We start from the raw sequence: 24427 nt of genomic DNA on the forward strand, positions 1-24427 counted from the left end.
CCATGCAACTGATCCGATTCAACGCGCGTCTGGCCGAGCGTTTCCGCGGCTTTCTCCCGGTCGTGGTCGACGTCGAGACTGGCGGTTTCAACGCCGACCGCGATGCACTGCTGGAAATCGCGGCAGTGCCGATCGTGATGAATGCGGTCGGCGATGTCGTGCGTGGCGAGACGGTGTCGACCCACGTCGTGCCGTTTCCCGGCGCGAACATCGACCCGCGTGCACTCGAAATCACCGGCATCGACCCGACGCATCCGTTCCGCGCCGCGCTCGATGAAAAGCTCGCGCTCGAACATGTGTTCGCGCCGCTGCGCAAGGTGATGAAGGCGACCGACTGCACGCGTGCCGTGCTGGTCGGTCACAACGCGCACTTCGATCTCGGCTTCGTCAATGCCGCGATCAAGCGCACCGGGCACAAGCGCAGCCCGTTCCATCCGTTCTCGTGTTTCGACACCGTATCGCTGGCCGGCCTCGCGCTCGGCCAGACCGTGCTCAGTCGCGCCGTACAATGCGCCGGTCTGCGCTGGAATGCCGACGAAGCGCACTCCGCGGTCTACGATGCCGAGAAGACCGCGGATCTGTTCTGCCTGATCGTGAATCGCTGGAAGCACTTCGCCGACACCGCACCGGATGCCGCACCGATGATCGCCGGCACAGCCGACACCGACGCCGACATCGCCGCGGCGACGCTCGAAGAACCTTGATCCGGCAAGCCTCGGCCATCACATCGCACTGCGAGAGGAGAACCGTCATGCCGATCTACGAATACGCACCCGTCACCCTCGGTTGCAGCGACTGCGCACCGAGCTTCGAGGTCCTGCAGAAGATCGCTGATCCTGAACTCACCCACTGCGAGACCTGCAAGCAACCGATCCGCCGCGTCATCTCGGCCAGCGCAGTGATCGTCGGTGGTACTCACCACCTGCGCGAAGGCCACTTCTCGAAACACGGCTTCACCCAATACCGCAAGGTCGAGAAAGGCAAGTACGAGAAGACCGCCGGACCGGGACCGGACACGATCAGCGGCGACTGACCATCGGGTCAACCCGGCCTACGCGTCACGTCACGTTGAACTCGGCCTTGCGAATACGGCTCACGCCAATCCCGCGTACACCGTCTGCACTTCGTCGTCTTCATCCAGCGCCTGCAGGAAGGCTTCGACTTCTTCGAGTTCGGCGCCCTCCAGGCTGACCGGGTTCTTGGCGCGATAGCCGAGGTAGGCCTTCTGGACGGTGTAGCCGAAGTTCGGCAGTGCGCGCTGCACGGCGTCGAGGTCGGTGGGGTCGGTGAAGAAGGTGACGCCGTCGTCAGTGGTCACGTCCTGCGCGCCGGCTTCGATGGCGGCGAGTTCGGCGTCGGCGCTGGCATCGTTGGCTTCGGCCTCGATCATTCCGAGGTGATCAAAGTCCCAGCTCACCGATCCGGAACTACCCAACTGACCCTTGCGGAACAGGACGCGAATGGCCGAGGCGGCGCGGTTGGCATTGTCGGTCAGGCATTCGACGATCACCGGCACACGATGCGGTGCGAAGCCCTCATAGGTCAGCTTTTCGTACTGCGCACCGCCATCGAGCAGACCCGCGCCCTTCTTGATCGCACGCTCGACGGTGTCGCGCGGCATCGACAGCTTGCGCGCCTGTTCAACCGCGAGTCGCAGCCGAGAATTCATCGCCGGATCGGAACCTGATCGGGCCGCTACTGAAATTTCGCGCGACAGCTTGGTGAACAGGCTGCCTTTGGCATTGGCCGCCAATTCCTTGCCTTTTGCTTTCCACTGCTTGCCCATCGCGCCGGTTCCTGGATTTCGAGGGCGGGCATTCTAATGGCTGTGCAGCCGATTCCGGCACATTCGCCATCGGCAATTCGCCTCGCCTTGACCTGGGCCAAGCACCCGCTCCAACCACGATTCCGGTCGCCCCGTCCCAGCCTCACTGGCAGCAGCGCCGGAATTGCGTAATCTCCGCGCCTCTTTGCCGGAGATTCCCGATGTCCAAGCGTTCCCCCGCCGTCGTCGCCCTGACGATCGCCATCGCCGCCTCACTCGCTGCCTGCGGCGGTTCCCAGGAAGCCGACGCACCGACGACCGCCGCGGTCGCACCTGCGACGATCGCCTATCCGAGCGCGCGCACGGTCGAACAGACCGACGACTACCACGGCACCCCGGTGAGCGATCCCTATCGCTGGATGGAGAACCTCGACGATCCGGAACTGCAACCGTGGATCGCGGCGGAGAACAAGCTCGTGGCCGACTTCATCGGCGACGTGCCGAACCGCGACAAGATCAAGTCGCGCCTGACCGAACTCTGGGACTACGAGCGTTTCGGCGTGCCGGAAGTGCACGGCGGCAAGTACTTCTATTCGCGCAACGACGGCCTGCAGAACCAGTCGCCGATCTACGTGCAGGACACGCTCGACAGCGCACCGCGCCTGCTGATCGACCCGAACACGCTTTCGGCCGACGGCACGATTGCACTCAGCGAAACCGAAGTCAGCCCGGACGGCAAGTTGTACGCGTACTCGTTGTCGGACGGCGGTTCGGACTGGCGCACGATCAAGCTGCGCAGCGTCGAGACCGGCGAAGACCTGAGCGACGAGATCCGCTGGGCGAAGTTCACGAACATCGCCTGGACCAAGGATTCGAGCGGCATCTTCTACAGCCGCTTCGACGCGCCGGAAGGCGAAGACCCGCTCAAGGCGGTCAACAAGAACCAGAAGCTGTTCCTGCACACGATCGGCAAGGCGCAGACGGACGACACGCTGGTGTACGAACGCCCGGATCAACCGGACTGGGGTTTCGGCGCGGTCGTGTCCGACGATGGCGAGTTCCTGGTCATCAATGGCTCGCAGGGTACCGACGTGCGCAATCGCGTCTTCTACAAAGATCTCGCCAAGGCCGATGCGAAGGTGGTGCCGCTGATCGAGGATCTGGTCGGTTCGTATGATTTCGTCGGCAACGACGGCAGCGTGCTGTATTTCCTGACCGACGACGGCGCCGAACGCAATCGCCTGATCGCCATCGACACCGCGAACCCGGCGAAGGACAAGTGGCAGACCCTGATCGCGGAAAGCGACGCGCTGTTGCAACAGGTCTCGCTGGTCAACGGCCAGTTCGTCGCCAGCTATCTGCGTGATGCGCGTTCCGAGATCAAGCTGTTCGATGCCGCCGGCCAGCCGAAGCAGGACATCGCCCTGCCCGGCCTCGGCACCGCGACCGGCTTCGACGGCGCCGTCGAAGACAAGGAAACCTTCTTCGGCTTCGGCAGCTGGGCGGTGCCGGACACCGTGTATCGCCTTGACCTCAGCACCGGCACGACCAGCGTGTTCAAGGCGCCGACAGTGAAGTTCAACGTCGACGACTACGAAACCACGCAGGTCTTCTATCCGAGCAAGGACGGCACGAAGGTGCCGATGTTCATTACCGCGAAGAAGGGCTTCGTGCGTGACGGCAACCACCCGACCATCCTCTACGGCTATGGCGGTTTCAACATCGCGGTGACGCCGAAGTTCAGCCCGGCCATCGTCGAATGGATGGAACTCGGCGGTGTCTATGCCGTCGCCAACCTGCGCGGCGGTTCGGAATACGGCCGCAGCTGGCACGAAGGCGGCATGAAGTTGAACAAGCAGAACGTGTTCGACGACTTCGCGGCCGGCGCGGAATATCTGATTGCCGAGAAGGTCACGCAGCCGTCGAAACTCGCGATCTCGGGTCGCAGCAATGGCGGCTTGCTGGTCGGCGCGACGCTGTTGCAGCGTCCGGAACTGTTCGGCGCGGCGTTGCCCGCGGTCGGCGTGCTCGACATGCTGCGGTTCCGCGAATTCACCATCGGCTGGGCCTGGGAATCCGACTACGGCTCGGTCAAGAACGCGGATGAATTCGCGGCCATCCACGCCTATTCGCCGCTGCACAACATCAAGGCGGGAGCGAAGTACCCGCCGACGCTGATCACCACCGCGGAACGCGACGACCGCGTCTTCCCGGCGCACAGCTTCAAGTTCGCGGCAGCGATGCAGGCGGCGAACCCGAACGGCCCTCCGGCCCTGATCCGCATCGAGACGCGTGCGGGCCATGGCGCCGGCAAGCCGACCTCGAAGACCATCGAGGAATACGCCGACATCTACGCCTTCCTCGCGAAGACGCTGAAGATCGACGTGAAGTGATCGGGAGCTATGGTCGCGACGGCAACATCGCCGTCGCGATCGCGAAGTAGATCAGCAGGGACAGCAGGTCCTGGATGACGGTGGCGAGCGGGCCGGACGCGAAGGCAGGATCGATTCGGAAGCGCGCGAGCGTGACCGGCAGGATCAGCGCGACGCCGGTGGCGACGACGCAGGCCGAGAACAGCGACAGGGAGACGATCATTGCCAGCGTCGCGTCATGCCAACCGATGCGCACCAGCGGATACACCGTGCAGGCGGCCGCCAGGCCGATCAACGCACCGGTAGTCGCCTCGCGCATCAGCATGCCCCGGACATCGATGCCGATCGACAAGCCGCGCACGATCACGGTTTCGGTTTGCGTGCTCAAGGCATCGGCGAAATAGACGATGCCGGGCACGAAAGCCGACAACACCAGCATCCGGCCCAGCGTGTCCTCGTATCGTCCCATGATGCCCGCGGCCACGAATGCGCCCGCCAGTCCGATGAGCAGCCACGGCAGCCGATGCCACAAGCGCTGCGGCAAGGCTTCCTCGGTGGCGTGGCGTGCCTGCTCCGCGCTCTTCATGAAGCCGCCCAGACGCGAGAGATCTTCATCGTGTTCGGCGAGCAGGGTCTCGAGCAGACGATGCGGCGGAATCAGGCCGAGGTAACGACCATCGTCGTCGACCACGACCAAGGCCGACTCGCGATGCTGCACGGCCTTCCAGGTCACCTGCTCGCGATCGACGCCGTGTGCGATACGCGGCGGATCGGCGTCCATGACGGCCGCGATCAGGGTGTCGTCCGCGGCACTGACGGCGTCCTCGATCTGCACCAGCCCGACCAGCGCGCCACCTTCGCGCGAGACCACCGGAATATCGGACACGCAGGTGTAACGTCGCGCCGCGAGACGCGCCCGCAGGACCGCGATGGTGTCGTCGGGATAGGCCAGCGGCACATCATCGGTGGCCAGCGACGCAGCCGATTCGAACGCGGCATCGCGGCCGATGGCCAGCACGCGCGGATCGGGACTCATGCGTCTTCCTCGGTCAGGCGCCGCAGATACTCGTCGACATCGACCTCGACCGTGCGCGGCCGGCGGTTCAACAGGTCCTGGATGCGTTCGTTCTCGCTGGCATGCACTTCCGCGACCGTGCCGGTGACCAGCACGTCGCCCTGATCGAGCACGGTGATGCGGTCGGCGATGCGGAACGCCGATTCGAGTTCGTGCGTGACCACGACGATGGTCATGCGCAAGGCGTCGCGCAGGCGCAGGATCAACTCGTCGAGTTCGGCGGACACGACCGGATCGAGCCCGGCGCTGGGCTCGTCGAAGAACAGCAGCTCCGGGTCCATCACGATCGCGCGCGCCAGGGCGGCGCGCTTGGTCATGCCACCCGACAGCTGCGAGGGCATCAGGTCGTGGAATCCGCCGAGATTGACGAACTCGAGCTTCAGGCGCGACATGATGCGCACCGTGGTCTCGTCCAGTTGCGTGTGTTCGCGCAAGGGCAGCGCGACATTGTCGCCCACCGACATCGAGGTGATCAGCGCCCCGCCCTGAAACGAAACGCCGAGCCGGCGCCGCACCGCCAGTAGATCCTGCGCACTGGCGCGACCGACATCGACGCCGAGGATGTTGACCGTCCCCGACACCGGGCGCTGCAAACCGATGATGTGCCGCAGCAAGGTCGACTTGCCCGAACCGGAGCCGCCCATGATCACGCGGATCTCGCCGCGCTTCACGCTGAAGTCGATGCCGTGCAGGATGCGCCGACGCCCGTAGAAGGCTTCCAGCCCGACGACATCGATCAGCGGTGCGCCAGGGTCGTTCATCGGTTCAGGAAGAAGCTGAAGACCATGTCGGCGATGACGATGGCGGTGATCGACATGACCACCGCGCGCGTGGTCGCACGGCCCACGCCCTCGGCGCCGCCGGTCACCGAGAACCCGGTGGCAACGCCGATCACCGTGATCAACAGCGCGAACACGACACTTTTCGACAGGCCTTCGTAGACATCACGCGGCGTCAGTTGCGCCAGCGTCTGGGCCAGGTAGGTCTGCACGCTCATGTCGAGCATCGGCGCCGAATACAGCGCGGCGCCGAGGATCGCGGCAAAGTCGCTGAGGAGGGTCAGTACCGGCAGCATCAGCAGCATCGCGATCAATGCCGGCGCCACCAGGTAGCGCACCGGATCGATGCCCATCACGCCCAGCGCATCGACTTCCTGCGACACCGACATCGAACCGATGCGCGCCGCGAATGCGGAGCCGGAACGTCCGGCCACGAGGATGCCGGTGATCAGCACGCCGAATTCGCGCGTCACCGATTTCGCGACCGCCAGCACAACCTGCGACTGCGCGCCGAATTCGCTCAGGGTCGCGATGAACTGGATCGCCAGCATCAGCCCGACGGTGAACGACAGCAGCAGCACGATCGGGATCGCGTCGGCTCCGACCTGGCGCATCTGTTCGACCACGGCCGCCAGCCGGACCGGTTGGCCGCGACGCCGACCGGCAACCACGAAGGCGAGCGACTCGCCCAGCAGCCCCGCTGCATAGCCGACCGCATCGACCGCTGTCACGGTGCGACGCCCGAGCCGGTTCAGCAATCGCAGCGCGGTGTTCATCATGCCGCGCGTGCGGCCGCAAGGTCGACGAAGATCGGGAACACGCGATCAAGGCGCGCCAGCTCGAGAACGGCCCGCACCGATTCACTTGGCGCCAGCAGGGCAAAGCGGCCGCCCTTCGCACGCGCGTGCTGAAAGCCCTCGACCAATGCGGCGATGCCCGACGAATCGATGTAGCTGACCCCGTCGAGCTGCACCGCCAGCGACTTCACCCGGGCGTAGGCGTCGAGCACCTGCTTGCGCACGTCCTGCGACCACGACAGGTCGACCTCGCCCCAGACGCGCAGGATTGCCCAGTCACCGTCGCGTCCAAGTTCACATCCCTTTTCCATCATGCATTCCTCGCCTGCAGTCGTCGCACCATCGTCAGCACATTGCCGCAACGGCGCTTCAGCGGTCGCAGCCGCCAGTAGTCCATGGTTTCATCGATGATGTTGATGCCGAGCCCGCCCGGTCGGCAGACACTCAAGTCGCGCGGTTTCAGGCACCCGGGATCGACCGCCGGCGCATGATCGCGCAAACGGAAGCGCAGGCGACCGCGATGGCGTTCGATCCGCAACTCGATGCGGCCTTCGCTGCAGCCTCGGTAGGCGTGGCGGATGATGTTCGCGCAAGCCTCGTCGATCGCCAGCACGATGCGCGCGAGAACGCGTGCATCGACGGCCAGCGCCAGCAGGGTGCGATTCACCGCAGCGCGGACCTCGGCCAGCGATTCGGCGCGCGCCGGAAACTCGACGCGCAGCAGCGGCGGCGCGCTCATGCGGCGGCCTCGATCATCAGCAAGGTCGTGTCGTCGCCGAGCTGGCGTCGGCGCAGTTCGCCGACAATGCGCCGCAGCCGTGTTTCCGGACGCCATTGCGCATGGCGCGCAACCAGATCGACGACACCATCGACGCCGAGAATCTGTCGCCGCGCATCACGTGCATCGGTCACGCCGTCCGAAAACAGGTACAAGCTCCGGTCATCGAGCTGCGCCTGTTGCGACGGAAATTCCATGCCGGGCACGATGCCGAGCGGCGGACCTTCGGCACGAAACAATTCGCTGCCGCCGCGACCGTGCAGCAATACCGGCGGAAACCCGGCATTCGCCCAGATCGCGGTCCGCGTCGTCGGGTCGAAGTAACCTACGGCTGCGCAGACGAAGGTACCTCCGGCCACGGTCTCGCACAGGTCGTCATTCGCGCGCGCCAGCCAGACCGATGGCGACAGCCCTTCCTTGCCGGCGAATCGCAGCAGGCTCGCGCAACGCACCATCAGGAATGCGGCATCAAGGCCCTTGCCGGCGACATCACCGACAGCGAAACCGATGCGTCCATCGGGCAGGTCGAAGAAGTCGTAGAAGTCGCCGGAGATCTCGCGCGCCGGGCGATTGATCGCGAGCACCGGAAAGCCGCCGCGGCGGCGCATCGGCAGCAATGAACGCTGCATTCGCCGCGCCAGCTGCAATTCGCGACGAATGCGATCGTGCTCGATCAGGCTGCGGGTGAGTGCCGCATTGCTGGCGGCGAGCGCGGCCGGTGCCGCGAGCGCCCGCAACAGATCGCGGTCGGATTCGTCGAACAGCGCACCATCGCGCTTGTTGATCACCTGCAACACGCCGATCGGGCCCTGCGCGGTCATCAGCGGTGCGCCGAGCATCGACAAGGTGCGTACGCCGGTGATGCGATCGATCGCACCGGTGAAATCCGGATCGGACAACGCATCGCGCACGATCTGACATTGCCCGGTGCTGAAGGCACGCCCGACGATGCCGCGATCGGCGGGAATGCGCACTCCATGGATATCGACCGGACCCGCGCAGGCGTGGCAGACCAGTTCGTTGCTGGCGGCATCAATCAGGAACACCGCACCGCCCTGCGCGCCGAGCACGCCGACGATGCGCGACAAGGCCAGATTCAGCGCGGCATTCAAATCCAGCGACGACGCCAGCGCCTGTGCCAAGTCGGCCACCAGGGCCAGCGCCGTATCGTTGCCGCGCCGACCCGAGCTGCGTTCAAGGATCGGCGGCGCGTTCATGCATCAAGGCGCCGCAGGACGCTCGCGCCGCTTGCGCATGCCCCAAAGCGTCAGCAGCGGGCCATGCGCGACATACACCACCGCGATGCCGAGCAGCACGCGCGGCGGATCGATCACCAGCAGCACGATGATGCCGAGCGCCAACGGGATCCAGATGAAGGGCACTCGCTCCGATTCGGGCTTGGTCTTGAAGCTCCAGTAGCGCAGACGCGACACCATCAGGATCGCGGCGACCACGGTCACGCCGAGCGCCACGAAGGCGACGCTGGAGCCGGAGATGGCATGGTCGTTCATGGTCCAGACGAAAGACATCATCAGCGCGGCCGACGCCGGACTCGCCAACCCCTGGAAGTAGCGCTTGTCGATCACCCCGACCTGGGTGTTGAAACGGGCCAGGCGCATCGCGGCGCAGGCCGTGTAGACGAACGCTGCGGCCCAGCCGACCTTGCCCATTACCGGGCCGTAGCCTTTCAGTGTGGACAAGGCCCATGCGTACATCACCATCGCCGGCGCCACGCCGAAGCTGACGAGATCGGCCAGCGAGTCGTACTGCACGCCGAAGTCGCTCTGGGTATTGGTCATGCGGGCGACGCGACCGTCGACGCCGTCCAGCAACCCGGCGATGAAGACCGCGATCGCCGCTTCGGTGTAACGGCCGTTGAAGGCCGAGATGATCGCGAAAAAGCCGCCCATCATGCCGGCGGTCGTGAACAGGTTCGGCAGCAGGTAAATGCCGGGGTGACGCGCGGGTACGATCGGGGATTCGCTCATGCCGTCAGTTTAGCGAAGCCGGCCTTGGTTCGCGTTACCATTCGCCGATCGAAGGAGATCAGTCGATGAAAGCGCAGCTCGCAGTCAGCCTTTTCGCCACGATGTTGCTGGTCGCACCGGTCCACGCCGAGAAGTTCTACAAATGGCAGGATGACCAAGGCACCTGGCATTACAGCAAGACGCCGCCCAAGGAGGTGGACGCCAAGGCGCTGGACGTGCGCGCGAAGGGCGCCACGCCGACGGAAGCCGAACTGGCTGACAAGGCGGCCGCCGAGAAAGCCGCGGCCAGCAAGGCAATGACCAGCGGCAGCGACTCGGCCAACTGCAAGCGCGCCCGCGACAACCTCGCCATCCTGCTGAACAACACCCAGGTCCAGAAAGACACTGACGGCGACGGCAAGGAAGAGATCCTGTCCGAGGACGAACAGATGGCCGAGGTCTCGGCCACGCGCCGCCAAGTCGAGAAATACTGCGGCAATTGATCGATGGAACTGGAGACGCGCCACGTGATCGGCGGCGTGCTGGTCGCACTCGCGATCGGCGGCGGGTATGCCTGGTACCAACGCAGCCCGCAGCCGGATCAGACCAGCGCGCCGGCCCAGTTCCCTGCGGCGTCCGACCCCGGCCAGGATGACCGGGCACCCGTCCTGTACAAATGGCAGGACGACGGCGGCGTCTGGAACTACACCGACCAGCCGCCCGCCGATCGCCCGTTCGAGCGCATTACCGGCACCCCGAATGTCAATTCGGTGCCCACCGTGGTGCCGGACAGCGGCCTGGTTGAACCGAGCCCGCCACCTGCGCACTAGCGGCTAGAATCGGGGGCTCTGCCTCATTCGAGTCCGTCCGATGCGCCTTTCGCAGTTCCATCTCAGCACGACCAAGGAAACGCCCGCCGACGCCGACATCGTCAGCCACCGGCTGATGTTGCGCGCCGGCATGATCCGCAAGCTCGCCGTCGGCCTGTACACATGGACGCCGCTCGGCCTGCGCGTGCTGCGCAAGGTCGAACAGGTCGTGCGCGAGGAAATGAACGCCGCCGGCGCGCTGGAAATGCTGATGCCGTCGATCCAGCCCAAGGAGCTGTGGGAAGAGACCGGTCGCTGGGCGAAGTTCGGCGGCCAGCTGCTGAAGATCAAGGACCGCAAGGAGGCCGAGTATTGCTACGGCCCGACGCACGAGGAAGTGATCACCGACTTCGCACGCAACGAATTGCGCAGCTACAAGCAGTTGCCGATCAATTTCTACCAGATCCAGACCAAGTTCCGCGACGAGATCCGCCCGCGCTTCGGCGTGATGCGCGCGCGCGAATTCCTGATGAAGGACGCGTACTCGTTCCACATGACGCCGGAATGCATGGCGCGCGAATACGACAACATGTATGCCACGTATGCGCGCATCTTCACCCGCCTCGGACTGAAATTCCGCGCCGTGAACGCCGACACCGGCGCGATCGGGGGCAGTGCGTCGCATGAATTCCACGTGCTCGCCGATTCCGGCGAAGACGCGATCGCCTTTTCGACCGGCTCGGATTACGCCGCCAATGTCGAAATGGCCGAAGCGCTGGCACCCGCGCCGCGCGCCGCCGCCACGGAATCGATGCGCAAGATCGACACGCCGACGCAGAAGACCTGCGACGACGTCGCCGCCTTGATGGGCATCGCACTCACGCGCACGGTCAAGTCGGTCGCGATCATGACCGCCGACAACGCCTTCGTGCTGGCCCTGGTGCGCGGCGATCATGTCGTCAACGAGATCAAACTCGCGAAACTGGCCGGCCTGGGCGACTACCGCCTCGCGACCGAAGCGGAGATTCTCGACCACCTCGGTTCAGAACCGGGCTTCCTCGGCCCGATTGCACCGCGCAAGACCATTCGCGTGGTCGCCGATCGCAGCGTCGCCGCCATGTCCGACTTTGTCGTCGGCGCCAACGAACGCGGGTTCCATATCGCCGGCGTGAACTGGGGCCGCGACCTGCCCGAACCGGAAGTCGCCGACATCCGCAACGTCGTCGAAGGTGACCCGTCGCCCGATGGCCAGGGCGAAATTCGCATCGCCCGCGGCATCGAAGTCGGACACGTGTTCCAGCTCGGCCAGAAATACGCCGAAGCCATGGGCGCCACGGTCGCCGATGAACAGCAGAAAGCGCGTGTCTGCTACATGGGCTGCTACGGCATCGGCGTCAGCCGCATCGTCGCCGCCGCGATTGAACAGAATTTCGACGACAACGGCGTGATCTGGCCAGAGCCGATGGCGCCTTGGCGTGTCGCCGTCTGCGTGATCAATCCGAAGAACGATGCCAAGGTCGCGGAAGCGGCGAACGCGCTGTACGCCGAGCTGAACACGCGCGGCATCGAGACCCTGCTGGATGATCGCGGCCTGCGCCCGGGTGCCATGTTCGCCGATATCGAACTGATCGGCATTCCGCATCGTGTCGTGGTCAGCGAACGCGGACTGGCTGCCGGCACGTACGAATATCGCTCGCGTCGCGCGACCGAGGCGGAGCAACTCGACCATGCGGGACTGATGGCGAAGCTGGGCTGAAAAGCATCGCGGCCAGGAGGCCGCGATTCCAACCCTTACTTGTCTTTCTTGCCGAACAGGCTGCCGATCTTCTGGAACAGGCCGCTCGGGCTATCCGACGGCTTGCCACCCTGAGGCGGAATCGGCGTCGCCACCGCGGCTTGTTGCCCGGTGACCGCCTTTTGCTGACCGGTCGCAGGTTTCGGAAATTCGCCGGTAATGGCCTTGAAGCTGCCGGTAATTCGATTGCCTTGCTGCGCCTTCTTCAGTCGATCTTCCTCGGCCTTCTGCGCTTCGGAGATCTTCTGTTCCCATTCGCGACGCGTCTGTTCCTGCTGCAGCTTGGAGCGCCAGGCTTCGCGGTTCTCGTCGGAAATCGATTCGCGCAGGATGTAATTCTGCTGCAGTGCGATGTACTTGCCGATCGAATCGAAAAACTCGTCGTTCAATTCCGAGATGCGCACGGTCTGTTTGCGCGTGCCGAAGGAATCGAAGTTGGTGAACTCCATCTTCAGCAGGTCGGACTGCATTTCAGCCGTGAATACCGCCGTCATCGGGACCTTGCCCCAGGCTCGGAAATGGGCCTTGGTCAAATCCCCTTTCTCGTTCTTCTCGGCCCGCTCCATCGCTTCGAATCCGTAGCGGCGGAACAGCTCGATCATGGCCTCGATGCGGCTCGCTCCCTCGATCATGATCGTCGGCGACTGCGAGGCGTCGACGATGCCGGTGCAGGTCAAGGTGTAGGTTCGGCCGTACATCGGTACCTGCGCCTGCACATTCATGTCGTTGTCGCAGCGGGTCACGACTTCGCCGTAGCCGGTGATCTGGTAGCGACCCAGGCGCGGCGCCTTCAGGAAGTTCAGTGACTTGGTCAGGCGCGTCAGATAGTCGTACAGATTCTCCATCACCGGCAACGTGGTGCCCTTGAAGAACTCGCGCTTCTGCTTCAGCACCTCTTCCTTGCTGTCGCGCTCTTGCTGCGCCTGTTGTTCAAGATCGTCGAGAAGACCCATGGTGATTCCGATTCCTGATCTGGATGCTGCCTTTGTGATGCACATTGTACGCGCGGTCAAGCTCACGCCAAGTTCCCAACGCCGATTTGGCGTACGGACGCCGGGAAGACCGGGTAAATCTTGGTCACGCCCGCGGCTGCCGGCACGAACGTGATCGGCATCACACTTGCGATTTTCGTGATTTTCGCGATGATCGCGACCTTACCCGGGGAAAACCATGGCCATCGACCTGAAGAAACTGTCTCAAACGCAACTCAACGACCTGATCGTGCGTGCCGAGCGGCGCAAGGAAGAAATCGCGACCGAAGGCGTCCAGAAAGTGCGCGATCGTATTCTCAAACTGTTGTCGGACGAAGGATTCACGTTCGAACAGGTCTTCGGCACGAAGCGCGGCCGCGGCAAGGTCAAGGGCAGCAAAGTGAAGCCCAAATACCGCAATCCGGCTGATCCCTTGCAGACGTGGGCCGGCCGCGGCAAGCGTCCGCGCTGGTTCGCCGATGCGCTGGCCGCAGGAAAAAAAGAAAAAGACCTGCTGATCGGCTGATACTGCAATTCCATTGCATGAAACAGGGCCGGCCATGCCGGCCCTGTTCGTTTTCCGGCAGCTGTAATCAAATCGACCGGCGCGGCGGCACCAGCAAATTGCCGAACAGCAGACCTGCGACCAGCGCGATCAGAATCGCCAACAGCGAAAATGCGGTGTCGAGGCTGAGATAAACATCCCGCTCGAACGCGAAGAAAAGACTGCGAAAACCCACCGAACCCGGCACCAGCAGGATGATGCCGGGCACCCGCACCAAGGCGCCGGGACGCGAACGCCAGCGCGCGTAGACATTGGCCGCGCTGCCCACCGCCACACCACCGAGAAAAACCCCGAATTCGGGGCCGGCCCAGGCGCTGGCGTATTTCGTGGCCAGATACCCCAGCCAGGCGGAAGCCATGACCAGCGGATAGTCCCGTTTCGAGGCCTGGAACAACACGGCAAACGAGTAACTCGCGGCCGCCAGTGCAGCCCATTCCGCCCACGCCGGCACCGGCAGTGCCTGGGACGGCAAGGCCGTCCAGCCAAACGCGCGGGCCAGCTGGACCGCGGCGATGGTGCCCAGCGACAACTTCAACAGCGTCGCCGCCGCACCCATCAGTCGAACCGTGCCGGCGACCAGATGCTGGGTCGAGAGTTCGGTCACGGCGGTCGTCAATGTCAGCCCCGGCATCAGCACGATGATCGAGGCGATCAGGACCGAACGCACGTTCAGCGGCACCAACGACGACGCGATCAGCGACGCGAAAAACATGGCGAGGAACGCCGCAACGGCCTCGAACGAGGGCGCGAAATTCGACCGACGTTCGGCCACCAGGGCCAGCAGGCCGATCAGCAGGCCGATGCTGCCCGCCGCGAGCACATCCGCCGAACTGCCCTTGAGCAAGGCGGCGACGGTGGCGCCGGCGATGCCGAAGCTGAGCACCTGCAAGCCCACGCCCTTCACCGACAAGCCGGTGCGCAGCGCGCGCAGTTCCGCCAATCCCTCGGTGATGCCGATCTGCTGCGCGAGCACGCGCTCGGCAATGGCATCGACTTCGCACAGGCGGCGCAGATTCACGTCGCCCGGATTCACGCGCATCACCATCGTCCTGCGCGGCAAGGCCAGTTCGCCGTCGTCCGGATCGACGAAGGACAGCGTGATCGACGTCGGCGTTGACAGGCTGGTCGGCAGCAGGCCGAGGCGCGCACTCACGCCGTCGATGGCGCGCTCCAGACGCGGCGCCGACGTGCCGTACTGATGCAGCCGTCGCGCCAGTTCCGCCACGAAGCGGACGCGCGCGTCGAACTCGTCGGGACTCATGTCGCGACCGAGGTCCGCAACAGGCCCCGCGCGACCAGATCGGCGAGAAAGCGATCGAGGTCCGCACCGGCCCGATCCGCTTCGACGCGATGCGTCGCGACCACGTCGGCCAGCAGCTCGTCACGGCGGGCACCGTTCCGGCATGCGCGAAGAATCAGGCTGGCGACCGGATTGGCGGCGAAGTAGCGACCGAGTGCCTCGTCGAGCAGGACCGCCTCGTCCAGGTCGAACTGGGCCAGCACATGCGGCGCGAGCAGGTAAGTGGTGTGGCGATTCATCGGCGCGACTGTCCCTGAAGCCGATGCCCGCCGCAAGTCACCACGCCGACAATCTGGCCAGCGCGGCCGCAACCTGCCCGGGAATCGCCGCTTCCGCACACTCCGGCCACGACATGCGCAGCGCCGGAACGCCGCGCGTGAATGCGGTGACGGCATCGAGATGCCAGCGCAGCAGCGCACGCGGAAACAGGCGCGCCGCCACCGAGTGCCGGATCAGCCGCAAACGCGTCTCGGCCGCAGACAATGGCTGCACACCCAAGGCGGCGGTACCGCGCTCGACGAACACGATTTGATCGATGCCGATGGCGCGATCGGCGCCCGACAGCGGCTGTGCCCACTTCAGTTGCGGAAAGCGCGGCAGCAACTGCGGCGTCGGCGCGATCCGGCAGGGCGCGATGTCGTCCACCAGCGTTTCCGCACCGCAAGCCGCCGCCAGGCGCGCAATGCTAGACTTGCCGCTGCCGGAAACACCGCAGAACAGGATCGTGCGTCCGCCATGGGCAATCGCCGAAGCATGCAATGCGAGCACGCCGTCCATCGCCAGCAGCAGCAGCAGTCCGGGTCCGAGCATCACTTCCGGACGTGCGGCGGACGGCACATCGGCATCGACGACAACCACGCGCCGATCGGCATCGACCTCCAGACCGCCCAGACCGGAGAACACCAGTCGTCGCCGTCGCCCCGACGATCGGACATCGACACGCCGCAATTCGCCGACGAGAAAGCCTTGCGTCGTCAGCTCGTCCTGCCAACTCGTCGGCGCATCCGCTGCCGCGACGACGGCCGATTCATCAGCCCGCCCGAATCCGTCAATCGCTTCGCTGCAAAACACGCGCACACCGGCGATACGGGTGTCGTAACACGCTTCGATTTGCCCGGCGACGGCAAGGACGAGGTCAGTCCGTGCGCACACCCCATCCCCCAACCCGATGGATATCAGGTGCGCTGCCCCTGTCCCGGACGGTTCATTGCCCGATGCGTACCCGAACCGCCCGAATCGCCGGTTCCCGGTGATGCGCCGAGCGTCAGGTCACGCACATCGCCCAGATCGCGCAACTCGGGAGCGACATAGCTCGCACGCGCATCGGTATCCGCAGGTTCAACGATGTGTTCGACATGACCGGGCATGGCACTACCTGTTTTCGGAAGAAAGCTGGCGGGATGCTAACACGGCCGGCCCTGCTGCCCAATGCGCCCGCCACCACAGCTCGAACGAGATCGCCAGCCAGATCGGCAGCAATTGCGCGTCCGATTCGGGGCTTGCGAGTGCCCGCATCAACGCATCGCGATCGATGTAGCGCGGCCATCGCGCATCGGCATCCAGCAGCAGGCGTTCGACCTCGGCGCGATGACGATCGAGCACCCCACTGGAACAGCGGCGTCAGGCTGCAGAGCTTGGGGCGCAGGCGAACCGACTCCGGCACGCGCCCGGACAACACCTGCCGACTCAACCATTTCGGCCCGCGCGCCGAATCCGAATAGTGCGCAGGCAGACCGAGAACGAACGCCAACAGCGCCGGGTCGCGATACGGAAAACGCAGTTCCAGACCATGCGCGTTCGCGTAGCGGCGCGCCAGTTCGGCGTCCTGCGCGCTGGCGCGTCCGAAGGCTTCCTCGACCCGCCGCGGCCAGCCGCGCCGTTCGGCGGTGTCCGGCAAGCGGTCCCTTGCGGTATCCGTCAACCAGTCCGGCACCCATGTGCGACTCGGGCGCAGCCACGACAGCAGGCCGCGCACGCCCGGGTCATGCCGCAGCGCGAACCGCTGACGGGCCGTCTGGACAACCAACTCGGCGACGAAGGCAAGCATGCCGCGTTCGCGCACGAACGAGGCCGGCCAGTCGCGGCCATCGGCATAGATGTGATCGCCGAAATTGCCCGACAGCAGCACCGTGGCGCCTTCGGCACGTGCCGCGGCGAACAGCGCCTGATTGAGGCGACGATACGGATTCGCCAGCGGTGCCTCGTCTTCCATCGGCCAGCTCGGCAGATCGGAGAGCGGTTCGTGGCTTCCGTCCGGCGCGCGCACATGACGCAACCGCAGTTGTGCAGCCGTCGCGGCGGCCAAGGCCGATTCGTCGCAATCGGGCAGATGCGGCACCGCCCAGCTCACCGCCAGCGAACGCGCCGGATCGAGACAGGAGGCGAGCAAGGTGGAGTCGATGCCGCCGCTCAGCATCAGCGCCGATGTCGCGGCGTCGGCACCGGCACGGGCCACTGCCTGCGCAACCGTATCGCGCCAGGCGTCTGCCGCCGCGTCGTCGCTGCGAAAGCGCAACGGCGACGACGGCAGCGCGGGCACAATGCGCGTTTGCCGCTCGCGACCATCGTCGATGATCAGCAGGCCGCCGGCCGGCAATTCGCGCACGCCGTGCATCCACGCCACGTCGTCCGGCGGCGCGCGCAGGGCGAAGAAATGCGCCATCGCCGTGTCGTCCGGTTGCAGGCGTTCGCCGCGCAGCGCCAGCAGCGCACTGCCGCGGCTCGACACGAACAGGCGGTCGCCCTCGCGCACGTAACGCAGGCCGCGCTCGCCGAGCGGGTCGCGGTACAGCACGACGCGACGCCGTGCCGGATCGAGCAGCACCAGCGCGAGGTCGGCGTCGAGGTCGTCGAACAGATGCACGTCGCGATCGGCGTAGGCGCGCAGGAGGGCTTCGGCATCGCCGCAGCCGTCGTCGATACGGTGACGCCGACGAAACGCGGCACCATCACGCAGGCGGCCATCCAGTGCCAGCACGCATCCACGCCATTCGGCGACACCGGTGCCATGAAACGACCGCGCCACCCACCATCGCGCGGCAGGTATCCGCAACTCGTCCGCACCGAACGGTGCGAAACCGCCGAGCGAACGGATACCCGCAGCCATGGCCTCATCGGACACGGTCGCCACGCCGGCCAACGCGACGACGCCAAGCACGGCAGTCATGGTCCGAGCATAGCGGCGTGCTTCATTGCCCCGCGACCGTTCCGACCGGGATAATGCCGACCTTTGCGGAACAGGACGGTGCCATGAGCGAACGCGAAATTATGCAATACGACGTCTGCGTCGTCGGCGCCGGTCCGGCCGGGCTCGCGTTCGCGATCCGGCTGAAGCAGCTGAAACCCGAAACCAGCGTCTGCGTGATCGAGAAGGCATCGACCGTCGGCGCCCATATCCTCTCGGGCGCGGTGATCGAAACCGGCCCGCTCGACCAATTGCTGCCGGACTGGCGCAAGTCGCCGCCGCCGATCTGCGTCGACGTGGCCTCGGACGAGTTCTATCTGCTCGGCCAGAAGAAGCAGTGGAAGCTGCCGCTGCCGCCGCAGATGAACAACCACGGCAACGTCATCGTCTCGCTCGGCGCGTTGTGTGCGTGGCTGGCGCCGCAGGCGGAAGCGCTGGGCGTGGAGATCTTCCCCGGCTTCGCGGCCAGCGAGCCGGTGTTCGACGACAAGGGCGCAGTCTGCGGCGTACGCATCGGCGACATGGGCGTGGCCAAGGACGGATCGCACAAGCCGAGCTACACGCAAGGCATCGACATCCACGCGCCGATCACCGTGTTCGCCGAGGGCGTGCGCGGCCACATCAGCAAGCAGCTGATCAAGCGCTACGAACTCGACAAGTACTGCGACCCGCAGACCTACTCGGTCGGAATGAAGGAACTGTGGCAGGTGCCCGCGGGCCGAGTAACGCCGGGCCGCGTCATCCACACCTTTGGCTGGCCCTCGGACAACGCCACCTACGGCGGCAGCTTCATCTATCACCTGGACCAGGACCGCATCGCCATCGGCTACGTCTGCGGCCTCGACTACCAGGACCCGAAGCTGATGCCGTTCGAGCTGTTCCAGCAGCTCAAGCACCATCCGCTGATCCGCCCGATGCTGGAAGGCGGCACGATCCTCTCGGGCGGCGCGCGTGCGATCTCGGCGGGCGGCTTCCAGTCGCTGCCCCAGGTCGAGATGCCGGGTGCGATCCTGATCGGCGACACCGCCGGCACCCTGAACGTGCCGAAGATCAAGGGCACCCATCAGGCCATGCGCGGCGGCATCATCGCCGCCGAACACATCGCGCGCACCAACAGCGTGGTCGGCTTCGACGCCGCACTGCGGGCGTCGCCAGTGGTCAGCGAATTGAAGAAGGTGCGCAACATCAAGCCCGGTTTCCACGGCGGGTTGTGGATGGGCATGATCAATGCCGGCTGGGAGACCGTCACCGCGGGTCATTCGCCGTGGACGCTGCGCAACCATGCCGACCACGCGCAACTGAAGCGCGTCAACGAAATCGGCGACATCGACCGGCACTGGGTTGATCGTTCTCTGCCGCCGCGCGATCGCCTGGCCTCGGTCTACTTCGCCGCCACCGAGCACGACGAGGACCAGCCCGTCCACCTGCACGTCGCCGATACCAATGTCTGCATCACGAAGTGCGCGGAAGAATTCGGCAATCCGTGCACGAAGTTCTGCCCGGCCGGCGTCTACGAGATGGTTCAGGACGAGGCCGGAAAGCGCCTGCAGATCAATGCCGCGAACTGCGTGCACTGCAAGACCTGCGACATCAAGGACCCCTACCAGATCATCACCTGGGTGACGCCGGAAGGCGGCGCGGGGCCGAACTACCAGAATCTCTGATCGACGACGAAGCAAGCAAAAGGCCGCGCCGTTGCCGACGCGGCCTTTCTGTTTGTTGCGCCGGACTCAGCGAACCGGTTGTGCCGGGTCGCCGAGCAGGGTGGCCGCGTTCAGGATGTCGGCGTGCGTCGTGCCTTCGGTCGCCAACTGCATCTTCGCCAGGCGCAGGGCGTCGCCGATGCGCGTGCCGACCGACAGTTCCGGATACAGCGCCGAACCGAGCGCTTCATGTGCGGACAGTTCGGTGAGGCTGCTCACGCCGATGACGCCGGCCGCGCCGTGGCCCGCCGTGTTCAGGAACTTGTGCGCCAGCGAGTTCGCGTTCGGCGACACGAAGTAGCTGTTCCAGCAACCCCACTGCACGACCAGATCGACCGGCGTACCGGTGGTGGAAGCGATATCGGTCGCGCTCAGGATCGCATTGGAACCCCACTGCAAGGCCGCCGAGTGGCCGACGTAGCTCACCATCTGCACGTTGCCGTTCAGCGCGCCCAGCAGCGCAGAGCGCGCACCGGCCGTGCCCAGATCGTCGGCATAGGCACGGCTGGTTGCCCAGGTATTCGGCAACTGCGCGGCGAAGGCATCGCTGATGCCGGCGAAGTCTTCCTCGCCGTCCGCCGCCTGTGCCACCAGCATCAGCTTGCGATCCGGCACGCTGCCGTTCACCGCCACGAGCTTCGCCGTCAGCGCCTGCAATTCGGCGATGGAACGCACCGGCAAACGACCCAGCGCGAACTCCGGCGCACCATCGCGATCGGCATCGGCATAGAACGCATCGACCGGCGCGAAGGTGATGACATCGCCAAGCTTCGTGTACTGCGTCGGGACCAGCGAGATCGAACCGGTGCCGAGGTTGTTCTTGTAGTCGTAGGTGTCGCCGCCGACCAGCAGCACGTACTCGACGCCCATGGCCGGCACCGCCGCATCGAGGAAGCGCTGGATCGCCGCCGCTTCCGGCACCGAGTCGTTGAACTGGTCGTAGATCTGTTGCAGGTCAACCACGCGCACGTTCAGCCCGCGCGACTGCTGCAAGCCGACCAGTGGTTGCAGTTCGTCGAGGAACAGCGTCGGGCTGATGATCAGGTAGTCGGCCTGACCGGCAATCAGCGGCGCAGCCGATTCCAGCGGTTCGATCTGCGGCGCGCGCAGGCCCGACACGTTCGACACCCAGTACGAGGAACCGGTGTCGGACGGCAGCAGGGCCGTACCGCCCGTGGCCTGCACGGAATGGGCGATCCACTGCCAGTCGTCGCCGCGACCGACATAGGCGACGATTTCGCCGTCGGCCAGTCCATCGACGCGGAATCCGGCCACGCTGTCCGGGCCTTCAAAGCCGGACAGGAAGCTGTGCAGGATGTCGCCGTCGCCCGCGCCTTCGACGAAGAACGCATGGCCGCTTTGCAGTGCGTCGATGAACAGACGCTCGCCGTCCGCGACCGGCAGGCGCGGATAGCGCAGGTTGATGCGGTCGATGTAGGCCATGTCGAACTCGAAGCCGGTGTCGCCCGGCAGCACCACGCCGACGTCGAGCTGGCCGGCACCGAACAGCGGCAGACGCAGGCGCACGCTGTGCCCAACGCTGCCGTCGAAGCGCTCGTCGGCCACGGTCTGGCCGTCGATTTGCAGCAGCGCATGGTGATCGGCTTCGCCGCCGTCGAAGTTGGTCAGACCGATCAGGTCGGCTTGCAGTTCGGCGATGTCGCCGACATCGGTCGCGACCGCCGATACCGGCAGCGACACCGAACGGCTCACTGGCTGGTTCGCGTAGGCGAGCAGTTCGTCGGCATGCCACGGGTCGCCCGTCGGCGAGGAATGGTTGTACTTGTTGTCCGGCGCGTAGCGCGATTCCGCCCAGTACCAGGCCGAGGTTTCGGTATCGGCCACCCAGTTGTTGCGGTCGATGGCGACGACGCCGATCGCGTCGCCGCGCACCAGGTACGGGAACGCCTTGGTGTAAAGCGATTCGTGCGTGCCGGCGAGGAAGTCGATGTACGAGTTCGCGCCGAAGTTGCCGCTGTCCGGAACGATGCGGCGCGGCACGCCTTGGCCACGGAAGGTGACGGCGATCCGTTCGACCGGCACGCCTTCAAGGTGCACGCCGGCCGCTGCAAGCTGCGTGGCCGTCACACGATGGAAGCCGGCCTGTTCGACCCAGAGCTTGCCGGCGTTCGACGAGGCCGTGCTGCGTGCCAGCGCCTTGAGTTGGGCGATGGCATTCGCGGTGTCGTCCCAGCGGAAGCGTTCGGCGGAACTGTCGATGCCGAAGTTCGCGCCCACTTCAAACGGGCCGTGTACGGCGCGCGCGCCGCTGCTCGAATGATCGACCAGGTAGAACTTGCCGGTCGCAGGCACCGTCGCAAGTTGCGTGGCGTAGCTGCTCGCTTCGGCGGTGTTGTTGCGCTGGCTCGCGATCATCGACGACGCGGCCACGGGCACGAAGCGGCCATCGGCACCGCGTTCTTCCACGGTGAAGCCGATGTTGTCGATTTCGCTGGCGGTGCCGAAGCGCAGGTCGAGCTTGCCTTCGACGATGCGCGAGCGCACCCACGACAGCGTGACGGGCAAGGTATTGGCCGGAATGCGATGGTCTTCCACTTCGCCGTCGCTGGCGAGGCCGACGGGCGACGGTGACGAGTCGCTCATGAAGGAGCTGTCGGTGGTGATGCGCAGGCGCAGGTAGGTGTCGCTGTTCAGGTTGGCACCGGGCAGGCCGGACCACACCAGCACACGCGTCACGTTCGTCGTGCCGTTCGGAATGTTGGCGGTGGTGAAGGTGGTGTCGCCCGAAGGTGCTGTGGTGAATCCGCCCAGACGCGGCAGGCTGCGTTCGTTGGCGTCGAGGAAGTCGCCGTCGTCGTTCATGTCGAGCCAGCCGACGAGCTGGGCGCCGGTGCCGGAATTGTTGGTCACGTTCACGGTGACGCAGTATTCGCCGGGCGCGGTCGAATAGGTGCCGCCCGACCAGGTGCATTGGTAATGCGGGTTGCCGCCGCCTCCGCCCACATAGGTCGGCAGCGTCAGCGAACCGTTTTCGTCGGCGCCGTCGCTGTCGGCGTTCGTGTCACCGATACCATCGCCTTCGCCATCAGGCATGGTGCCCATGTACACGTTGCGGTTGCCCAGCGTATGACGGGCACCGCCGTCGTTGAAGTTCGTGTCGTAGCTGTCCGGCGCATCGCCGAAATCGAAGCCGCAGAAGCTGACAGTACCGATGCCGACTAGCTGATTGCCGGAATTGTTGTTCGGCTGATCGCCCTGCGCATAGGTGACGCGCACGCGCCGAACCGGCTTGGTGAACGTCCAAGTGGCGTTGCCATCGGTGCTGTTGTCGTCAACATTACTGTCGCCTTCCACCCAATCACCTGCGTAGCTCAACTGACTGTTGGCGAGCACCGACTGACGCGGCACCTGAATGGTCATGGCGGTATCGTCAAAGCCCTCGACACGCATGTAGTCCTCGAACTGAGCTGAGGACGAGTCGGTGTCCAGCGTCGAGAAGCTCAATCCATGCACGGGCACGTCGAAGTTGAAGACCGCCCATTCCATGCCGTTGGGCTCGGGATTACCCGATGTCGAAAGGTTCATGTAGAACCGGTAATAGCCGCCGGTACTATTCCCGGTTTGACCGGTACTGGTGCGGAAACTGGGGTTTGAGCCGGTGCTGGTATCACCCGTGGCTTCCCCGCTCGTGGACGGCTGCGTCATCGTGATGCCGTTGATCGCACCGGTGGTGCTGAACGCAACGTTGTTGCCGTTGCTGCTCCAGGCGTAGGTGCTCTTGGTGCCGCAGGACGCCGGCGCGACTTCGGACTGATTGCGCAGCACCAAGCGCACGCTATTGAACGTGCCCACGTCGCTGTTCGCTGCATCGCAGACCGAGATGACCCAGTTGCCGTTGACGGGGTGATTGGTGTTGGTGTCGTTGAATGGGCCAACGCCACCACCCGTGTTGGTGTACTGCACTAGGCGGCGATAGCGAACAGGCTGTCCGGCCAAATCGTTACTGCCATCGTTGCTCGACGCCGTGGTGTCGTCATTGGTGGACACCATGATGCGGAAGTTTTCGTTGGCGTCACCGGTGATGCGATCCAAGAAAATCTTGTTTGCTTCGCCGGCTTCCGGCGGATCGACTTCCAGCCTCAGATCACCACGATAGGTATGCGTTACATCGACTCCGATGGCGACGTGCGCGTTGCCGACATTGAAGGTGTCGGGCACGTTGATGGTGACCGAGGTGCAGGCGTTGTCATTGATCGTGGTGGAAGTCGGCACGGCATCGTAGGTGTAGATCACCTGCGCCATCGAGGCCATCGGCAGCAGCAGCGACAACAGTGCGAGACAACGGCCGGCGCTACCGGGGAGACGGGAGTGTTGTTTCATGTTCGAGCCCATTCGATGTCGCCCCCAGGGAAATGTGACGCAAGTCAACAAATTGCCATTTGGATGTCAGTGTAGCGGAACCCGGCGCGATTCTGCGCAAGGCCGCCCCGCGCCCGCATCACGCGCCCGCCTGCACACGCGCAGCGCAGCCGGCCGGTTCGTCGCGCACATCGATTGCAGACGACCGAACCTGTGACCCACTTAGCACAATCCGCGCCAGCACTTG

Annotated in this window: 23 protein-coding genes; 8 read left to right on the plus strand and 15 right to left on the minus strand. The window is 65.1% G+C overall.

Features of this window, described 5'->3' with window-relative positions:
- Window positions 1-2: 2 nt before the first annotated feature.
- Together rnt and IPP28_15850 are read left to right on the plus strand one after the other, a co-directional pair.
- Window positions 3-704, plus strand: a complete 702-nt coding sequence (gene rnt, locus IPP28_15845) for a ribonuclease T (protein ID MBL0042468.1) — start codon at window positions 3-5, stop codon at window positions 702-704.
- A 47-nt stretch (window positions 705-751) separates the two neighbouring features.
- Window positions 752-1033, plus strand: coding sequence for a zinc ribbon domain-containing protein (locus IPP28_15850; GenBank protein MBL0042469.1), 282 nt, complete (start codon window positions 752-754; stop codon window positions 1031-1033).
- Between the two features lie 60 nt (window positions 1034-1093).
- Here IPP28_15850 and IPP28_15855 read toward each other — a convergent pair whose 3' ends face one another.
- Window positions 1094-1786 carry a YebC/PmpR family DNA-binding transcriptional regulator gene (locus tag IPP28_15855; protein ID MBL0042470.1) on the minus strand — a complete coding sequence of 231 codons (693 nt, stop codon included), beginning with the start codon at window positions 1784-1786 and terminating at the stop codon, window positions 1094-1096.
- A 200-nt stretch (window positions 1787-1986) separates the two neighbouring features.
- On the opposite strand from IPP28_15855, the gene IPP28_15860 reads away from it, so the two are divergent.
- Window positions 1987-4158 (plus strand): S9 family peptidase, encoded by a 2172-nt coding sequence (locus IPP28_15860; protein MBL0042471.1) that lies wholly within the window; start codon window positions 1987-1989, stop codon window positions 4156-4158.
- 7 nt (window positions 4159-4165) lie between these two features.
- Here IPP28_15860 and IPP28_15865 read toward each other — a convergent pair whose 3' ends face one another.
- Genes IPP28_15865 through IPP28_15895 form a run of 7 tightly spaced genes read right to left on the minus strand, consistent with a single transcriptional unit; the run spans window position 4166 to window position 9554 of the window.
- Window positions 4166-5173 carry a magnesium transporter gene (locus IPP28_15865; GenBank protein ID MBL0042472.1) on the minus strand — a complete coding sequence of 336 codons (1008 nt, stop codon included), beginning with the start codon at window positions 5171-5173 and terminating at the stop codon, window positions 4166-4168.
- The gene (locus IPP28_15870) at window positions 5170-5973 is read right to left on the minus strand and encodes an ABC transporter ATP-binding protein (protein MBL0042473.1); all 804 of its coding nucleotides are present in this window, start codon (window positions 5971-5973) and stop codon (window positions 5170-5172) included. The genes IPP28_15865 and IPP28_15870 overlap by 4 nt, the downstream gene beginning before the upstream one ends.
- Complete coding sequence (locus tag IPP28_15875; protein MBL0042474.1) at window positions 5970-6767, minus strand: ABC transporter permease; 798 nt, start codon at window positions 6765-6767, stop codon at window positions 5970-5972. Before IPP28_15875 ends, IPP28_15870 begins: the two co-directional genes overlap by 4 nt.
- Window positions 6767-7099 carry an STAS domain-containing protein gene (locus tag IPP28_15880; GenBank protein MBL0042475.1) on the minus strand — a complete coding sequence of 111 codons (333 nt, stop codon included), beginning with the start codon at window positions 7097-7099 and terminating at the stop codon, window positions 6767-6769. Before IPP28_15880 ends, IPP28_15875 begins: the two co-directional genes overlap by 1 nt.
- Window positions 7099-7527, minus strand: a complete 429-nt coding sequence (locus IPP28_15885; GenBank protein ID MBL0042476.1) for an ATP-binding protein — start codon at window positions 7525-7527, stop codon at window positions 7099-7101. Before IPP28_15885 ends, IPP28_15880 begins: the two co-directional genes overlap by 1 nt.
- Window positions 7524-8783 (minus strand): SpoIIE family protein phosphatase, encoded by a 1260-nt coding sequence (locus IPP28_15890; protein ID MBL0042477.1) that lies wholly within the window; start codon window positions 8781-8783, stop codon window positions 7524-7526. The genes IPP28_15885 and IPP28_15890 overlap by 4 nt, the downstream gene beginning before the upstream one ends.
- A 3-nt stretch (window positions 8784-8786) precedes the next feature.
- Entirely contained in the window at window positions 8787-9554 is a 768-nt protein-coding gene (locus IPP28_15895) for a phosphatidylcholine/phosphatidylserine synthase (protein MBL0042478.1), read from the minus strand.
- A 65-nt stretch (window positions 9555-9619) separates the two neighbouring features.
- Between IPP28_15895 and IPP28_15900 the strand changes: the two genes are divergently transcribed.
- The 3 genes from IPP28_15900 to IPP28_15910 are packed head-to-tail and all read left to right on the plus strand — an operon-like array spanning window position 9620 to window position 12098.
- Window positions 9620-10036 carry a DUF4124 domain-containing protein gene (locus IPP28_15900; GenBank protein ID MBL0042479.1) on the plus strand — a complete coding sequence of 139 codons (417 nt, stop codon included), beginning with the start codon at window positions 9620-9622 and terminating at the stop codon, window positions 10034-10036.
- Window positions 10037-10039: 3 nt separating this feature from the next.
- A complete protein-coding gene (locus tag IPP28_15905) occupies window positions 10040-10363 on the plus strand; it encodes a DUF4124 domain-containing protein (protein ID MBL0042480.1) in 324 nt (107 codons plus the stop codon).
- A 40-nt stretch (window positions 10364-10403) separates the two neighbouring features.
- Window positions 10404-12098, plus strand: coding sequence for a proline--tRNA ligase (locus IPP28_15910; protein MBL0042481.1), 1695 nt, complete (start codon window positions 10404-10406; stop codon window positions 12096-12098).
- Window positions 12099-12133: 35 nt separating this feature from the next.
- Here IPP28_15910 and IPP28_15915 read toward each other — a convergent pair whose 3' ends face one another.
- Window positions 12134-13090: a hypothetical protein gene (locus tag IPP28_15915; GenBank protein ID MBL0042482.1), complete on the minus strand. Its 957-nt coding sequence runs from the start codon at window positions 13088-13090 to the stop codon at window positions 12134-12136.
- A gap of 217 nt (window positions 13091-13307) precedes the next feature.
- Between IPP28_15915 and IPP28_15920 the strand changes: the two genes are divergently transcribed.
- The gene (locus tag IPP28_15920) at window positions 13308-13634 is read left to right on the plus strand and encodes an H-NS histone family protein (GenBank protein MBL0042483.1); all 327 of its coding nucleotides are present in this window, start codon (window positions 13308-13310) and stop codon (window positions 13632-13634) included.
- 67 nt (window positions 13635-13701) lie between these two features.
- Here the strand turns inward: IPP28_15920 and IPP28_15925 are convergent, their stop codons facing one another.
- From IPP28_15925 to IPP28_15945, 5 genes are read right to left on the minus strand one after another with little or no spacing between them, the layout of a single operon-like run.
- Window positions 13702-14934 (minus strand): threonine/serine exporter family protein, encoded by a 1233-nt coding sequence (locus IPP28_15925; protein ID MBL0042484.1) that lies wholly within the window; start codon window positions 14932-14934, stop codon window positions 13702-13704.
- Window positions 14931-15212 (minus strand): PqqD family protein, encoded by a 282-nt coding sequence (locus IPP28_15930; protein MBL0042485.1) that lies wholly within the window; start codon window positions 15210-15212, stop codon window positions 14931-14933. The genes IPP28_15925 and IPP28_15930 overlap by 4 nt, the downstream gene beginning before the upstream one ends.
- 37 nt (window positions 15213-15249) lie before the next feature.
- Window positions 15250-16125: a hypothetical protein gene (locus IPP28_15935; protein MBL0042486.1), complete on the minus strand. Its 876-nt coding sequence runs from the start codon at window positions 16123-16125 to the stop codon at window positions 15250-15252.
- A 23-nt stretch (window positions 16126-16148) separates the two neighbouring features.
- Entirely contained in the window at window positions 16149-16268 is a 120-nt protein-coding gene (locus IPP28_15940; GenBank protein ID MBL0042487.1) for a hypothetical protein, read from the minus strand.
- Entirely contained in the window at window positions 16238-18139 is a 1902-nt protein-coding gene (locus IPP28_15945; GenBank protein ID MBL0042488.1) for an asparagine synthase, read from the minus strand. The genes IPP28_15940 and IPP28_15945 overlap by 31 nt, the downstream gene beginning before the upstream one ends.
- Before the next feature lie 83 nt (window positions 18140-18222).
- Here IPP28_15945 and IPP28_15950 point away from each other — a divergent pair, with 83 nt between their 5' ends.
- A complete protein-coding gene (locus tag IPP28_15950) occupies window positions 18223-19821 on the plus strand; it encodes an electron transfer flavoprotein-ubiquinone oxidoreductase (GenBank protein ID MBL0042489.1) in 1599 nt (532 codons plus the stop codon).
- A 66-nt stretch (window positions 19822-19887) separates the two neighbouring features.
- Here the strand turns inward: IPP28_15950 and IPP28_15955 are convergent, their stop codons facing one another.
- A complete protein-coding gene (locus IPP28_15955; protein ID MBL0042490.1) occupies window positions 19888-24201 on the minus strand; it encodes a hypothetical protein in 4314 nt (1437 codons plus the stop codon).
- Window positions 24202-24427 lie beyond the last annotated feature (226 nt).

It is taken from the genome of Lysobacterales bacterium, from assembly GCA_016721845.1.
Taxonomy (GTDB): domain Bacteria; phylum Pseudomonadota; class Gammaproteobacteria; order Xanthomonadales; family Ahniellaceae; genus JADKHK01.

Bases quoted from the DNA above. Each gene is read 5' to 3' on its own strand.
- rnt (MBL0042468.1), top strand. From the start codon at position 3: ATGCAACTGATCCGATTCAACGCGCGTCTGGCCGAGCGTTTCCGCGGC.
- IPP28_15850 (MBL0042469.1), top strand. From the start codon at position 752: ATGCCGATCTACGAATACGCACCCGTCACCCTCGGTTGCAGCGACTGC.
- IPP28_15855 (MBL0042470.1), bottom strand. From the start codon at position 1,786: ATGGGCAAGCAGTGGAAAGCAAAAGGCAAGGAATTGGCGGCCAATGCC.
- IPP28_15860 (MBL0042471.1), top strand. From the start codon at position 1,987: ATGTCCAAGCGTTCCCCCGCCGTCGTCGCCCTGACGATCGCCATCGCC.
- IPP28_15865 (MBL0042472.1), bottom strand. From the start codon at position 5,173: ATGAGTCCCGATCCGCGCGTGCTGGCCATCGGCCGCGATGCCGCGTTC.
- IPP28_15870 (MBL0042473.1), bottom strand. From the start codon at position 5,973: ATGAACGACCCTGGCGCACCGCTGATCGATGTCGTCGGGCTGGAAGCC.
- IPP28_15875 (MBL0042474.1), bottom strand. From the start codon at position 6,767: ATGAACACCGCGCTGCGATTGCTGAACCGGCTCGGGCGTCGCACCGTG.
- IPP28_15880 (MBL0042475.1), bottom strand. From the start codon at position 7,099: ATGGAAAAGGGATGTGAACTTGGACGCGACGGTGACTGGGCAATCCTG.
- IPP28_15885 (MBL0042476.1), bottom strand. From the start codon at position 7,527: ATGAGCGCGCCGCCGCTGCTGCGCGTCGAGTTTCCGGCGCGCGCCGAA.
- IPP28_15890 (MBL0042477.1), bottom strand. From the start codon at position 8,783: ATGAACGCGCCGCCGATCCTTGAACGCAGCTCGGGTCGGCGCGGCAAC.
- IPP28_15895 (MBL0042478.1), bottom strand. From the start codon at position 9,554: ATGAGCGAATCCCCGATCGTACCCGCGCGTCACCCCGGCATTTACCTG.
- IPP28_15900 (MBL0042479.1), top strand. From the start codon at position 9,620: ATGAAAGCGCAGCTCGCAGTCAGCCTTTTCGCCACGATGTTGCTGGTC.
- IPP28_15905 (MBL0042480.1), top strand. From the start codon at position 10,040: ATGGAACTGGAGACGCGCCACGTGATCGGCGGCGTGCTGGTCGCACTC.
- IPP28_15910 (MBL0042481.1), top strand. From the start codon at position 10,404: ATGCGCCTTTCGCAGTTCCATCTCAGCACGACCAAGGAAACGCCCGCC.
- IPP28_15915 (MBL0042482.1), bottom strand. From the start codon at position 13,090: ATGGGTCTTCTCGACGATCTTGAACAACAGGCGCAGCAAGAGCGCGAC.
- IPP28_15920 (MBL0042483.1), top strand. From the start codon at position 13,308: ATGGCCATCGACCTGAAGAAACTGTCTCAAACGCAACTCAACGACCTG.
- IPP28_15925 (MBL0042484.1), bottom strand. From the start codon at position 14,934: ATGAGTCCCGACGAGTTCGACGCGCGCGTCCGCTTCGTGGCGGAACTG.
- IPP28_15930 (MBL0042485.1), bottom strand. From the start codon at position 15,212: ATGAATCGCCACACCACTTACCTGCTCGCGCCGCATGTGCTGGCCCAG.
- IPP28_15945 (MBL0042488.1), bottom strand. From the start codon at position 18,139: ATGACTGCCGTGCTTGGCGTCGTCGCGTTGGCCGGCGTGGCGACCGTG.
- IPP28_15950 (MBL0042489.1), top strand. From the start codon at position 18,223: ATGAGCGAACGCGAAATTATGCAATACGACGTCTGCGTCGTCGGCGCC.
- IPP28_15955 (MBL0042490.1), bottom strand. From the start codon at position 24,201: ATGAAACAACACTCCCGTCTCCCCGGTAGCGCCGGCCGTTGTCTCGCA.